Source organism: Salinibacterium sp. ZJ450 (assembly GCF_011751885.2).
Taxonomy (GTDB): domain Bacteria; phylum Actinomycetota; class Actinomycetes; order Actinomycetales; family Microbacteriaceae; genus Ruicaihuangia.
In genome coordinates this window covers 358,589-371,863 of the sequence record NZ_CP061771.1, presented here as the reverse complement: position 1 = coordinate 371,863, position 13,275 = coordinate 358,589, and the positions used below count along the sequence as shown (strand labels likewise).

General features: G+C 67.9%; 14 protein-coding genes. 9 read left to right on the top strand and 5 right to left on the bottom strand.

The features are described from left to right. Window positions 1-29 precede the first annotated feature (29 nt). From HCT51_RS01860 to HCT51_RS01840, 5 genes are all read right to left on the bottom strand, one after another. A complete protein-coding gene (locus HCT51_RS01860) occupies window positions 30-980 on the bottom strand; it encodes a carbohydrate ABC transporter permease (RefSeq protein WP_370626895.1) in 951 nt (316 codons plus the stop codon). A gap of 3 nt (window positions 981-983) precedes the next feature. Beyond that, window positions 984-2,330, bottom strand: a complete 1,347-nt coding sequence (locus HCT51_RS01855) for an extracellular solute-binding protein (RefSeq protein WP_166879672.1) — start codon at window positions 2,328-2,330, stop codon at window positions 984-986. Between the two features lie 135 nt (window positions 2,331-2,465). Further along, window positions 2,466-3,668, bottom strand: a complete 1,203-nt coding sequence (locus HCT51_RS01850; RefSeq protein ID WP_166879878.1) for an ROK family transcriptional regulator — start codon at window positions 3,666-3,668, stop codon at window positions 2,466-2,468. Between the two features lie 122 nt (window positions 3,669-3,790). Next, a complete protein-coding gene (locus HCT51_RS01845) occupies window positions 3,791-4,591 on the bottom strand; it encodes a TrmH family RNA methyltransferase (RefSeq protein WP_166879676.1) in 801 nt (266 codons plus the stop codon). A 32-nt stretch (window positions 4,592-4,623) separates the two neighbouring features. After that, window positions 4,624-5,640: a hypothetical protein gene (locus tag HCT51_RS01840; RefSeq protein WP_166879680.1), complete on the bottom strand. Its 1,017-nt coding sequence runs from the start codon at window positions 5,638-5,640 to the stop codon at window positions 4,624-4,626. A gap of 98 nt (window positions 5,641-5,738) precedes the next feature. On the opposite strand from HCT51_RS01840, the gene HCT51_RS01835 reads away from it, so the two are divergent. The 9 genes from HCT51_RS01835 to HCT51_RS01795 all read left to right on the top strand — a co-directional run bounded on the left by HCT51_RS01835 (window position 5,739) and on the right by HCT51_RS01795 (window position 13,267). Then, on the top strand, window positions 5,739-6,488 hold the full coding sequence (locus HCT51_RS01835; protein WP_166879683.1) for an IclR family transcriptional regulator: 750 nt from the start codon (window positions 5,739-5,741) through the stop codon (window positions 6,486-6,488). 90 nt (window positions 6,489-6,578) lie between these two features. Then, the gene (gene pcaH / locus HCT51_RS01830) at window positions 6,579-7,349 is read left to right on the top strand and encodes a protocatechuate 3,4-dioxygenase subunit beta (protein WP_166879686.1); all 771 of its coding nucleotides are present in this window, start codon (window positions 6,579-6,581) and stop codon (window positions 7,347-7,349) included. Continuing rightward, complete coding sequence (pcaG, locus tag HCT51_RS01825; protein WP_166879689.1) at window positions 7,349-7,936, top strand: protocatechuate 3,4-dioxygenase subunit alpha; 588 nt, start codon at window positions 7,349-7,351, stop codon at window positions 7,934-7,936. The genes pcaH and pcaG overlap by 1 nt, the downstream gene beginning before the upstream one ends. After that, complete coding sequence (locus tag HCT51_RS01820; RefSeq protein ID WP_224760614.1) at window positions 7,923-9,260, top strand: lyase family protein; 1,338 nt, start codon at window positions 7,923-7,925, stop codon at window positions 9,258-9,260. Before pcaG ends, HCT51_RS01820 begins: the two co-directional genes overlap by 14 nt. Next, window positions 9,257-10,027 carry an alpha/beta fold hydrolase gene (locus HCT51_RS01815; RefSeq protein ID WP_166879693.1) on the top strand — a complete coding sequence of 257 codons (771 nt, stop codon included), beginning with the start codon at window positions 9,257-9,259 and terminating at the stop codon, window positions 10,025-10,027. Before HCT51_RS01820 ends, HCT51_RS01815 begins: the two co-directional genes overlap by 4 nt. Further along, on the top strand, window positions 10,027-10,431 hold the full coding sequence (pcaC, locus tag HCT51_RS01810) for a 4-carboxymuconolactone decarboxylase (protein WP_166879697.1): 405 nt from the start codon (window positions 10,027-10,029) through the stop codon (window positions 10,429-10,431). The genes HCT51_RS01815 and pcaC overlap by 1 nt, the downstream gene beginning before the upstream one ends. A gap of 302 nt (window positions 10,432-10,733) precedes the next feature. Then, window positions 10,734-11,453 carry a 3-oxoacid CoA-transferase subunit A gene (locus HCT51_RS01805; protein WP_166879701.1) on the top strand — a complete coding sequence of 240 codons (720 nt, stop codon included), beginning with the start codon at window positions 10,734-10,736 and terminating at the stop codon, window positions 11,451-11,453. After that, window positions 11,450-12,085, top strand: coding sequence for a 3-oxoacid CoA-transferase subunit B (locus HCT51_RS01800; RefSeq protein WP_166879706.1), 636 nt, complete (start codon window positions 11,450-11,452; stop codon window positions 12,083-12,085). The genes HCT51_RS01805 and HCT51_RS01800 overlap by 4 nt, the downstream gene beginning before the upstream one ends. Window positions 12,086-12,094: 9 nt before the next feature. Further along, a complete protein-coding gene (locus HCT51_RS01795) occupies window positions 12,095-13,267 on the top strand; it encodes a thiolase family protein (RefSeq protein WP_166879709.1) in 1,173 nt (390 codons plus the stop codon). Window positions 13,268-13,275: the final 8 nt, after the last annotated feature.

The following is a 13,275-nucleotide window of genomic DNA, read 5'->3' as shown; positions in this document are numbered from 1 at the left end:
GCGGGCGCGCCGTGCCTCAACCAGCGGGGTCATGCGTCCCTCCCCGGTCGGAGCGCTCGGATGTAGACGACGGAGAAGACCGCACCGATGAGCAGCATCACCACGGCGATCGCGGCGCCATAACCGATCTGTTGGAACTTGAACGCCTCTTGGTAGGCGAGCACCGGCAGCGTCGAACTCGCCATTCCCGGCCCACCCTGCGTCATGACCCAGATGAGCGTAAAGACCGCGAGTGTCTGCAGAGTGATCAGCATCAAGTTCGTGGCGATGCTGCCACGGATCATCGGAATGGTCACGAAGATGAGCTTCTGGAATCCGTTGGCCCCGTCGATCACCGCCGCCTCCGTGATCTCCGGCGGGACGTCATTGAGCGCGGCTTGGTAGATCATCATCGAGAAGGCGGTCCCGCGCCAGATGTTTGCGAGCACGATCGCGAGCATCGGGAAGTCGAACAACCAGTTCGGCCCGCTGATGCCCACCGCGCCGAGTAGCTGGTTGAGCGTGCCATCCTTCGCGAAGTATGCGTATGCGGCGAACGCGGCCACGATCTCGGGCAGCACCCACGCGGCGACGACGATCGTGCTGATCACGGCTCTGCTGACTCGATTCACTCGATCCTGCAGAAGGGCGATGCCGAGTCCGAGCAGGTTCTGCCCGATGACGGCCGACGCCACCACAAAGACGACGGTGAGCCAGAGCGAGAGCGGAAAGTCCGGGTCGCTCAGCAGATCGGCGTAGTTCTCCAGCCCCACGAAGGAGGGACTCTTCGCGGCACGTCCGGTGAGCGCCGTATCGGTGAACGAGATGTAGAACGACCAGAGGATCGGCCCTGCGAGGAAAAGCGCGAGCAGCAGAACCGACGGCAGGAGCGGAAGCATCCGCAGGCCCCTGGCCCGGATCCGGATGCCGCCGCGAGGGTTGCGGTTCCCTCGCGGCGACTCGGATGCTTCCCGACTAACGGTCGTGACAGTTGCAGTCACGCGCTACTGGGTGACCCTGTCGTCACCGACGATCCCGACGACCGCCTTGTCATAAGCGGCGGCCGCTTCCTCTGGCGACATCTGCCCGGTCATGACCGCCTCGGTCGCCGCCTGGATCTCTGCCGAGATCTGGGGGTAGTCCGCTGTTGCCGGTCGGAAATGGGTGTAGGTGACGAGCTCGGTGAAGAATCCGATGAACGGGTTCGACTCCAAGTACTCCGGGTCTTCCGCAACGTCGGTGCGCACGGCGATCTGGGAGTTCGTGATGTTGTAGGTGAGCGAGTTGTCCTTGCTCAGCGCCATCGCGAGGAAGTCGAACGCGGCATCCGGGTTCTTGCTCTCTGCCCCCACCGCGAGCGTCCAACCTCCCGAGAGGCTAACCGCTCCCGGCCCGCCGCCATCCTGGGTGGGGAAAGCCGCGACGCCGATGTCGTCGACGTACTCTGCCCATTCGTACGAGCCGCCGTCCTTCCAGAACGACGGCGACCAGGAGCCCTCGATCGTCCCGGCGATGTTCCCATTCGGGAACCACTCGCCGAACAACGTCTGCCACATGGAACCGTCCAGCGCGACATCCGGAGCAGGTGCGAGTCCCTCGCTGAACAGCGTCTCGATGAACCCGAGCGAGTCGATGAAGCCCTGAGAACCGGTGACCCACTTCTGCGAGTCAGCGTCGTAGAGGGTGTCACCCGTGCCGTACATCAGCATGCCAAAGCCCTGCATCACGGAGCCTTCACCGGCGGGCTTGCCCGCGTAGACGTTGAACGCCACCTTGTCCGGAACCGCCTGTTTGACCTTGCGGGCCGTGTCCAGGATCTCCTCCCAGCTCTTGGGTTCCCATGGCAGGGCGACGCCCGCCTGCTCCAGCACCGGCTTCGAGTACCAGATGCCGCGGGTGTCGGTGCCGAGGGGAACGGCATAGATACTGCCGTCGTCGGCGCGGCCGGCTTCCTTCGCTCCCTCGTTGAATTGCGACCAGTCCTCCCAGTCGGCGAGATGGTCATCGAGGTTCAGAACGTAGCCCGCGTCCACGTCGCTGCGCAGCTTGAAGGTGTCTTCATAGAAGACGTCGGGGGCGGTATCGGGGCTTTGCAGCATCAGGGCGAGCTTGGTGGCGTAGTCGCTCTCATCCGCCACGATCGGCTCGAGTTCGACCGTGATGCCGGTCTCCTTCTCGAACACGGGCTTGACCGCCTTGAACAGTTCATCGAGAGCGACGAAGCCGTCGGTCTTCTGGTAGACGATCCGGATGCTGTCGGAGTCGCCCCCGCTGTCGGTGCTGCAGCCAACGACGGCAAGAACCGCCGCTGCCGCTGTAACGATCCCAGTGATGACACGTCTGCGCTGCATGGTGCTCCTTTGCTCCAAGCGGGACTGATGATGCCGCAATAATCGAATAGTAAATCGAATGGAGTTATTAGCGAAAGTGGCAGACCAGATTTGATGCGAGGCCGTTATGCGACTGTGATCTGCGGGCGGTGCGGCTCATCCCTCGAGGAGCAGCCTGGTTGCGGAGGGGGAGAGCGTCCGTTCCAGCACCAGGCAGGCCGCTCCGATCGCGCCGACGTCATCACCGACGCCTGTGCCGACGAGCGGCACCGCGCGAATCGACCGCGTGACACTGAGCTCGTCGAGCAGCACGGGCACCCGCCTGAGGTAATACGCACTGAGACGCCTCCAGTAGGGGCCGCCAATCACCACACGGTCGACGTCGAGCATGTTGGTCATGACCGAGATCGCTCTGGCGGTGCGCCGTGCCGATTGCTCGATAATGTCTAGCGCCGCCGTGTTGCCGAGGTCCGCCAGGTCGCACAGTCGGCTGAATTGCACGGCGACGTCGCTGGCAGCACTGCTCAGCCGCGTGTCGGGCAGAACGCCGCGCCGTTCGGCCTCGGCCACGAGCGCCTGAGGGGTGCAGGTGACCGCGACGCAGCCTCGGGCCCCGCAGGAGCAGGGCGGACCGGATGGGTCGACGATGATATGGCCGATCTCCCCGGCGTTTCCGGACGAGCCTCGCTCCACCTCGTCGCGCAGCACCACTCCGGCACCGATACCGGTACCGACGTAGTAGAAGACGAAGCTGCCGGCACCGGTGTCCCCGCCCGCCCAGGCCTCTGCGACGGCGGCGGCCGTCACGTCCTTGTCGACGAACACGGGCAGTCCGGTCAGGCGGGCGAGCCAGTCGCGCAGCGGAACACGATGCCAGCCGAGCAACAGCGGAGGGTCGATGACCATTCCCTCGTCGATCTCCACTGGACCGGGGGCGGCCACCCCGACGCCGACGATCTTCTCGCGGGGAACCGCCGAACGACTGATGATCTGCTCCAGCTCGGTCTGGATGCTGGCCACAACCTGCTGCGGGTCTTGCCCGACCGGCGTGGGGCGCACCGAGTGCTCAACGACCCGTCCAGTGAGGTCAAGGAGCACGCAGGTCAATACCGCCGGGTCGATGTGCACTCCCGCTGCATACATGCCAGCCGGATTCAGGCGCAGGATCGTCCGTGGCTTGCCCGGTCCTGTGCCGGATTTTCCTGCCTCGACGATAAGACCGGAATCAAGCAGCCGTCTGGCGATGTTCGACACGGTCTGCGCGGACAGGCCGGTGGCGTCGATCAGATCAACGCGCGAGCATCCGTCCGGCGACCGGCGTACGGCGTCCAGAATGACCGACTGGTTGAAGTCGCCCATCCGGGGCAGATTCGTGCCGCGGCGGGCGCCTTCGATGGCACGATGCATTCAGCTCCCTCGAGTTATTCACGTCGATGGAGGAAATACTATGCCTGACCTTCCCGGGTGCGCGCGCTCCCGCATTACAGCGCGAGCGCGTACATCGCGACCGCTGATGCCGTCGCCACGTTCAGGCTGTCGATGCCGTGCCGCATCGGGATCTGCACGATCGTGTCGGCGGCCTGGATTGCGGCATCCGTCAATCCCTCGCCCTCGGCCCCGAGCACCAACGCCACCTTCTCGGGTGCGGATGCCGCGAACTCGCGCAGCGACACGGCGTCGTCGGTCAGCGCCAGCGCGGCGACGTGGAAGCCGGATGCCGTCAGAAGCTCCCGGGTGGACGGCCAGTCGCCCACGCGGGTCCACGGCACCTGCAGCACCGTGCCCATGCTGACCCGGATCGCCCGCCGGTAGAACGGGTCGGAGCAGCGCGGCGTGACCAGCACCGCGTCGGCACCGATGCCAGCCACCGAGCGGAAGATGGCGCCCACGTTGGTGGGGTCGACCACGTTCTCGAGCACCACCACGCGTTGGGCGTCGCGCAGCAGCTCGGCCGGGTCGGGCAGCGCCGGCCGGTGCATCGAGGCGATCAGTCCGCGGTGCAGGATGTAACCGGTCAGCTCGGCGAGCAGCTCGCCGGGGCCGACGAAGATCGGGATGTCGAATCCCTCGGTGGCGGCGAGCGCGTCGTCGACCGACCCGCCGAGCGCAAGCACCGAACGCGGCCGATGCCCGGCGCGGATCGCCCGCTCCAACACCAGCAGCGACTCGGCAAGGTAGAGCCCGTGCTCACTGGACCGCGCCTTCTTCAGGGCGACGTCGGTGAGGTGCGCGTAGTCGACGAGTCGCGGGTCGGCCAGGTCGCTGATCTCGATGACGGGCATGCCTCAATTCTGCCGGGTGGGCGAGACCACCCTCACAGGCCGGTGGGCGCGAGCAGCAGCCGGGCGATGATGACGCCCACAACGCTGGAGGCTATCGTCACCACCCGGGCGAACGTGGCCTCGTCGAAGGGCCAGCGCTGGATGCGTTCCGCGCGTTTCTCCAGCGTCTCGGCGGCCGTGAGCAGACCGATCTTCTGCTGCAGCACATCGAGCGATGACTCGTGCTGCACCTGCTCGTATGCCTGCCGGTACAGCTCGAGCACCCTGGCCAGTTCCGCCCTTTTCACCTGGACCATGCGCAGATGCAGCCGACGCAGCGACAGGAAGAAGGCGACGAACCCGGCCACCAGCACCGCGGAGCTCACCACCACGGCCGACAGGTCGGACACCCCGGTAATCAGCAGCGGCAGCACGATCCCGACCAGCATGAGCAGGCCGGTGAACGCCACTCTGCCGACCGGATCGAGGCCGAGTGTGCGGTCGCCGGTGTAGCGGAGTCCGCTGCCGTCCAACCGGCCGAGCCCGAACTGCAGCACGAGGTAGGCCCACCCGGCGGTGCAGAGCGGGATGCCGATCACCAGCCAGGTGATGCCCTGAACGACGGCGGCAAGCGGTGCGCCCGCCACCAGCTCGTCGAGCGGCAGCACCAGCGCGACCACGACCGTCGCCACCAGTGGAGCGATGACGCTGTCGATGCCGCGGAACAGCTTGCCCGCGGTCGGCGACGACAGCTCAGGGAGCACCTTCGCGCTGCCCCGCAGCTTCTGCAGCTCGTCGCTCAGCCGGGCGGCGCTCCAGAGTGACAGCACGATCGCCGCCGTCACCGCAGCCCGGTTCAGCACATCGCCGGGCTGCGGGCCGCGCACATCGTCCGTGACTCCCAGCCAGACGACGACCGCCAGGTTCAGCCAGGGGACCAACGCCCACACCAGCACCCACAGCCATTTCGGGCCGGGCAGGGCGAGCAGTATCCGTTCGGTCAACGGCAACCGCCGCCCCAGTCCGGCTGTGGCATCCTTCGGCACCGAATCGGCCCCGGCCAGATCCATCGCACACCTCCCGTCGGGCACTGCACTGTTTCCAGTTCACGACGAGCACGAGGCGCACGCAAGAGGGCCACCGGCGCCGGGCGCGGTACCGTGGCTGCATGGCAGGTGGCATCGGCACGCCCGGCGACTCGGTGCTCGGACGGGCGGGCCGGATGCTGCGCGCATTCGGCGAAGACGACGGGCCGCTGACCCTGTCCGAGCTCGCCGCGCGCAGCCGGCTGCCGCTGCCGACCGCGCATCGCATCGCGGCCGAGCTCACGCAGCAGGGCTTCCTCGACCGCGCGGACGGCCGCTTCAGCATCGGCACCGGGCTGTGGGAACTCGGCCAGCTCGCCCCGGTCAGCCTCCGGCTGCGGCACGCGGCGATGCCGCACCTCATGCGGCTCTACGACGCCACCGGTGAGAACGTGCATCTCGCGGTGCTCGACGGGTTCGAGGCGCTGTACCTGGAGCGGATCACCGGCCCGCGCGCCGTCCGCCTGCTCAGCCGGGTGGGCGGGCGGCATCCGTTGCACACCACCGGGGTCGGCAAGGCGCTGCTCACCACCCGCGACGACGCGTGGTTCAGCGCATATGCCGCCGTACCGCTCGAGCGCGACACCACCTTCTCGATTACCAGCCACGAGCGGTTACGCGCCGACATCCGCGCCGCCCGTGAACGCGGTTACGCGATCACCCGCCAGGAGATGACGCTCGGCAACGTCTCGATCGCCGCGGCGGTTCCGGATGTCGCGGGGCTGCCGCCCGCCGCGATCGGGGTGGTGACCCATCTCGAGCGGGCCGACGAGGACCGGCTCTCCCCGCTGATCGTCGCGACGGCGCGGGACATCGCCGCCGAACTCCGGTAGATTTCACTGAGTGAAACCGTCGCTTTGGTGACGGCCCGCCTCCGGTGGCACGCTGAGCAGGTCACCCACCCCGGTCGAAGGAGCCCACGGATGTCACTGTCCAGCCAGCAAGAGATCACCGACGAGATCCGCGCGCGGCACGCCGAATACGCCGCCGCGATCGCGGCAGGGGCGCCGGAGCAGACGCAGCCCGACATCGGCTTCGCACCATACCGGTCGAGCATCCTGCGCCACCCCACCAAAAACCCGAAGCTGGTCGACCCCGAGACGATCGAGCTGTTCTCCCCCACCTACGGGCAGCGTGACATCGCCGACGTCGAATCCGACCTCACCATCCAGCACGCCGGCGAGCCGCTCGGCGAGCGGATGGTCGTCACCGGACGTGTCCTGGACGGCGACGGCCGCCCGGTGCGCAACCAGCTCATCGAGGTGTGGCAGGCCAACGCGGCCGGCCGGTACATCCACCAGCGCGACCAGCATCCGGCACCCCTCGACCCCAACTTCACCGGGGCCGGCCGCTGCATCACCAACGACGCCGGCGAGTACCGATTCACCACCATCAAACCGGGCGCCTACCCGTGGAAGAACCACCACAACGCGTGGCGGCCCGCGCACATCCACTTCTCCATCTTCGGCTCCGCGTTCACGCAGCGGATCGTCACCCAGATGTATTTCCCGGGCGACCCGCTGTTCCCGCTCGACCCGATCTACAACTCGATCCTGGATCAGAAGGCGCGCGACCGGCTGATCGCTACCTACGACCACGACCTCACCAGCCCGGAATGGTCGCTGGGGTACCGTTGGGACATCGTGCTGACCGGCACGCAGAGAACCTGGTCAGAGCCGGAAGGAGCCGAATAATGACGACACTTCAGCCCACCCCTGGCCAGACCGTCGGCCCGTTCTTCCACTACGGACTCGAGATCGAACGCGGTAACGAACTCGTGCCGCCGCACACCCCCGACGCGGTGCTGCTGACCGGCCGGGTGCTCGATGGCAACGGCGACCCGCTGCAGGATGCCCTGGTCGAAATCTGGCAGACGGATGCCGCGGGCAAAGTGCCACGCGGACGCGCCATGCTGCGCCGTCCCTCCTACATCGGAACCCACCCGGTGCGCCGTGAGGGCACCGAGTTCACCGGTTTTGGCCGTTCGGCCACCACCGCCGAGGGCGAGTACTCGTTCTGGACGGTGAACCCTGGAGCAGCGGCCGATGGATCAGCCCCGTTCTTCGCCGTGGCCGTGTTCGCGCGCGGACTGATGAACAAGCTGCACACCCGCATCTACCTGCCAGAGGCATCCGACGCCATCGCCTCCGACGCGCTGCTGTCCTCGCTCACCGACGAGGAACGCGCCAGCCTGGTCGCCTCCCGCGACGAGCGCGGGAACCTTCATCACGACATCCGCCTTCAGGGTGAGAAGGAGACCATCTTCCTTGCCTTCAACTGACGACGGCGACTTCGGCCTGCTCTCCCCGGTGTGGGCGGGCACGGCCGTCGTCCCGTTGACCAGCGACCAGGCCGTGATCCGCGCCATGATCGACGTCGAGATCGCCTTGGCTCAGGTGCAGGCCCCGCAGAACGCCGCCGACGCCATCGAGGCGGCGCTGCGCGGGGCCGACATCCACCCGGAACACCTGGCCGTGGCCTCCCGCGGCGGCGGCAACCCGGTGATTCCACTGCTTGCCGAGCTGCGGCCGCTGATCGAACCGGATGCCGCAATCTGGCTGCACCGCGGAGCCACCAGTCAGGACATCCTCGACACCGCGCTCGTCATCGTCGCCCGCGACGCTGCGCTGCTGACCGTGGTGCAGGCTCACACGATCGCCGAATCACTGATCGAGCTTGCCGGCGCGCACGTGGACACCCTGATGGTCGGCCGCACCATCACCCAGCACGCCACCCCGACCACGTTCGGGTTGAAGGCCGCCGGCTGGCTGAGCGCCGTGGTCGCCGCGGAACGGCAGCTGGCCGCCGCCGTCACCGCCTTACCGGTGCAACTCGGCGGCTCCTCCGGCACCCTCGCCTCCTTCATCGAGCTGCACGGTGACGCGCAGCCGATCGTCGGGTCACTGGCCGAAATCCTCGACCTCGCCGAGCCGACCCTGCCCTGGCACGTGCACCGGGCACCGCTCACCACCCTCGGCGACGCCCTGGTGCAACTCAGCGACGCGCTCGGCACCATCGCCGCGAACGTCGCACTGCTCGCCCGCAGCGAGATCCGCGAGCTGTCGGAACCGGTACGCGCGGGAGGTGGCGGCTCCTCGGCCATGCCGCACAAGCAGAACCCAGTGCTGGCAACGCTCATCTCCGCCGCCGCGCTGCGCGCCCCGTCACTGGCCGCCGACCTGCACCGCGCCGCGGTCACCGTCGACGAACGCCCGCCGGGCGCCTGGCACAGCGAATGGTCGACCCTGCGCGAGCTGCTGCGCACCGTGGGCGGCCAGGCCGAGACGGCGCGCGAACTCGTGGCGGGCCTCGGCGTGAACGTGCAACGGATGCGGCAGCACGTCGATGCCTCGGCGAATGTGTTGGTCAGCGAGCGGCTGATGCTGCGGCTGGCCCCGCTGATCGGCAAGAAGGCTGTGCAGCAGATCGTCGATACCGCGGTCAGCAGCGGCCGCGACATCCGCTCGATCCTGCGCGACGAGGTGACGCTGGCCGACTGGAGCGATGACAACCTCGCCGAGCTCGCCGACCCCGCCCAGTACACCGGTGCCGCCGCCGAATTGGTTGCGCGCGCCATCGCCGATGCCCGAGAGGACCACGCATGACCACCCCCGCGATCACCGCCGTGCACACCCCAGGAGACGGGCCGACGCTGGTGCTCGGCCCGAGTCTCGGCACGTCGACCGCGGTCTGGAACCCGGCGCTGCCGTACCTGCGCGGCAGCTTCGACCTGCTCGCCTGGGACCTTCCCGGGCACGGTGAATCGGTCGCGGCATCCGCCCCGTTCACCGTCGCCGACCTCGCCGACGCGGTGATCCGGTGCGCGGATGAGGCCGGCATCGACCAGTTCTTCTACGCCGGGATCTCGCTCGGCGGCGCGGTGGGGCTCGAGCTGGCGCTGAACTACCCGACCCGCCTGCACGGGCTGGCTGTGATCTGCTCGGCGGCCAAGATCGGTGCCGTCGAGGCGTGGCACGAACGGGCGCAGGCGGTGCGCTCGCTCGGCACCCCGCACCTCGTGGTGCCCTCCGCCACCCGCTGGTTCGCGCCAGGCTCGATCGAGGCGCATCCGGAGATCACCAGCAGGCTGCTGCACGACCTGTCGAACGCCGATGACCGCAGCTACGCCTTCGCCTGCGAGGCGCTGGCCGGCTTCGACGTGCGCGACCGGCTCGGTGAGATCAGCACACCGGTGATCGCGATCGCCGGCCTGCACGACGAGGTGTCGCCGTTCCGTGAGCTGGAGGCGATCTCGGTCGCCGTGCAGCGCGGCGAGGTCGCCGAAGTGGTGGGCGCCTCACACCTGGCTCCCGCCGAGAAGCCCGCCGAGGTCGCCACGCTGCTGCGCGACTTCTTCCTGAAGGAACACTGATGACAGACCTCTCAGACTCCGCCCGCTACGACCAGGGGATGTCGGTGCGCCGACAGGTGCTCGGAGATGCCCACGTCGATCGCGCCAATGCTGCCATCACACCGGACACCACCGACTTTCAGAACTTCATCACCCGCACCGCGTGGGGTGACGTGTGGTCGCGTCCCGGGCTCGACCGCCGCAGCCGCAGCATCAGCGTGTTGTCCTCGCTGGTCGCGCACGGCCACGACGAGGAACTGGCCATGCACATCAGGGCGGCGATCACCAACGGGCTGACCCGTGAGGAGATCGGTGAGATCTTCCTGCAGACCGCGATCTACTCCGGGGTGCCCGCGGCCAACACCGCGTTCCGTATCCTGCAGCAGACGCTCCCGCAGCCCGGCGCGGACGGCGCCGCGGAGTAACGCGCCCGTCTGAGGGCGGCGCCGCGGAGCAACGCGCCCGTCGCTCAAGCGACCCCCGAGCATCTCCGCAAGACACTCGTGGCCGCGCCAGCCACGAGAATTCAGGAAGTTCTTCGGCAGCGTCACGACTCCCCCGCACTTCCAGGGGTGCCCCTTCCCAACCGGCCCGTTTTCCTGAATTTCCGACGTTCCCGTGCCCCGAGCCAGCCCTTGCCGCCTCGTAAGCACCCTGCTACGCTCGCTTTAAGAACACGTGTTCACAATGCGTACACTTCACACTTTGCGACAAGAAAGTTGATCGGATGCTGTCAAAGCTGACACCGAGCGTGGCGGATGCCCTGGCCGACATTCCCGATGGTGCCACTATCATGATCGGCGGTTTCGGCCGCGCCGGCCAGCCGGTCGAGCTGATTGATCAGCTGCTCGCTCAGGGCGCGACGGGCCTCACCGTGATCAACAACAACGCCGGAAACGGCGACACCGGACTCGCGGCGCTGCTCGCGGCCGGCCGGGTGAGCAAGATCGTCTGCTCCTTCCCGCGACAGACCGACTCCCACGTCTTCGATGGGCTGTACCGAGCGGGCAAGATCGAGCTCGAACTGGTGCCGCAGGGCAACCTGGCCGAACGCATCCGGGCCGCCGGATCCGGCATTGGCGCGTTTTTCACCCCCACCGGTTTCGGCACCACCCTGGCCGAAGGCAAGGAGACACGCGTCATCGACGGGCGCAACTACGTGCTCGAGTACCCGATCCGCGCCGACTACACACTGATCAGCGCCTTCCGCGCCGACCAGCTGGGCAACCTCACCTATCGCAAGACCAGTCGTAACTTCGGGCCGGTGATGGCCGCCGCCGCAGACGTGACCATCGCCCAGGTCGACCGCGTGGTCGAGGTTGGCGAACTCGACCCGGAAGCCGTGATCACCCCCGGCATCTTCGTCAGCCGTGTGGTCGAGGTCGGCGACCGCGCCTGGATCGCCGGGGCGGACGTCGCCGTTGAGCTCGAGGGAGCCGAAGCATGACCGGAATCAACCGCACCGAGCTCGCTGCCCGTATCGCCGCCGACATCCCCGTCGGTGCTTATGTGAACCTCGGCATCGGCGCGCCAACGCTCGTCGCCGATCACCTGCCCGCGGAGCGCAACATCACGCTGCACACCGAGAACGGCATGCTCGGGATGGGGCCGGCGGCCGAAGGCTCCGAGATCGACCCCGACCTGATCAACGCGGGCAAGATTCCGGTCACCGAGCTGCCCGGCGCCTCATACTTCCACCACGCCGACTCGTTCGGCATGATGCGCGGCGGTCACCTCGACGTCTGCGTGCTCGGTGCCTTCCAGGTGTCCGTCGGCGGCGACCTGGCCAACTGGCACACCGGTGCCCCCGACGCGATTCCCGCGGTCGGCGGCGCGATGGACCTGGCTATCGGCGCGAAGAGCGTCTGGGTGATGATGGACCTGCTCACCCGCGACGGCGTCGCCAAGCTGGTCGAGGCCTGCGCCTATCCCCTCACCGGAGTCGCCTGCGTGAACCGCGTGTACACCGACCTCGCCGTATTCGCGGTGGGCCCTGACGGTGCATCCGTCATCGAGACCTTCGGCGACACCACCATCGACGACTTGCGCGAGCTCACCGGGCTCGCCCTCACCGAATAGAGACGAACCATGGGCAGCAGCTTCATCTACGACTCCGTGCGCACCCCGTTTGGCCGCATCGGCAAGGGGCTCGCCGATGTACGACCCGACGACCTCGCCGGCTACACCCTGGAGGCGCTCATTGCGCGGCATCCGGGCTTCGATCTGGAGAAGGTCGACGACGTCATCCTCGGCGACGCCAACGCGGCCGGTGAAGACAACCGAAACGTGGCGCGGATGGCGGCGATCCTTGCCGGCTTCCCCACGACCATCCCCGGCGTGACCGTCAACCGGCTGTGCGGGTCGAGCGTCGAATCGGTGATCCAGGCCAGTCGCGCGATTGAGACCGGCGACGCCGACCTGATGATCGCCGGCGGCGTCGAGTCGATGAGTCGCGCGCCCTGGGTGATGCTGAAGTCGAACCGGCCCTATCCCACCGGCAACGAGACCATGCACTCCACGACCCTCGGCTGGCGCATGACCAACCCGCGCATGCCCGGACAATGGACCGTGTCGCTCGGTGAGAGCACCGAGATCCTGGCCGAGCGTTACGGCATCGGCCGTGCGGCGCAGGACGAGTTCGCCGCGCGCAGCCACCAACTGGCCGCCGCGGCATGGGATGCCGGTATCTACGACGACGAGATCGTGCTGGTGCCCGGCACCACTCTCACCCGCGACGAGGGCATCCGCCCGGACACCACGGTCGAGACTCTCGCCGGGTTGAAGACCGCGTTCCGCAAGGAGAACGGCACGGTGACCGCCGGCAACGCGTCCACCCTGAACGACGGCGCGTCCGCGCTGATCATCGGCGCGGAGGGCGCGATCGACGCTGAGCCGCTCGCTCGGATCGTGTCGCGCGGCGCCTCCGGCGTGGATCCCGACGTGTTCGGCATCGGCCCGGTCGAGGCCGCGAACCAGGCACTCGCCCGCGCCGGCAAGACGTGGGCCGACGTCGATGTGGTTGAGCTGAACGAGGCGTTCGCGGCGCAGAGTCTGGCCTGCCTGCAGCTCTGGCCCGACCTGGACCCGGAGAAGGTCAACATTCACGGCGGCGCCATCGCGATCGGGCACCCGCTCGGCGCATCCGGTGGCCGCATCATCGGCCATGTCGCGCACGAGCTGAAGCGCCGCGGTGGCGGTGTCGGTGTGGCCGCGATCTGCATCGGCGTTGGGCAGGGCCTCGCGGTCGTGCTGGAACGCTAACCTCGGCG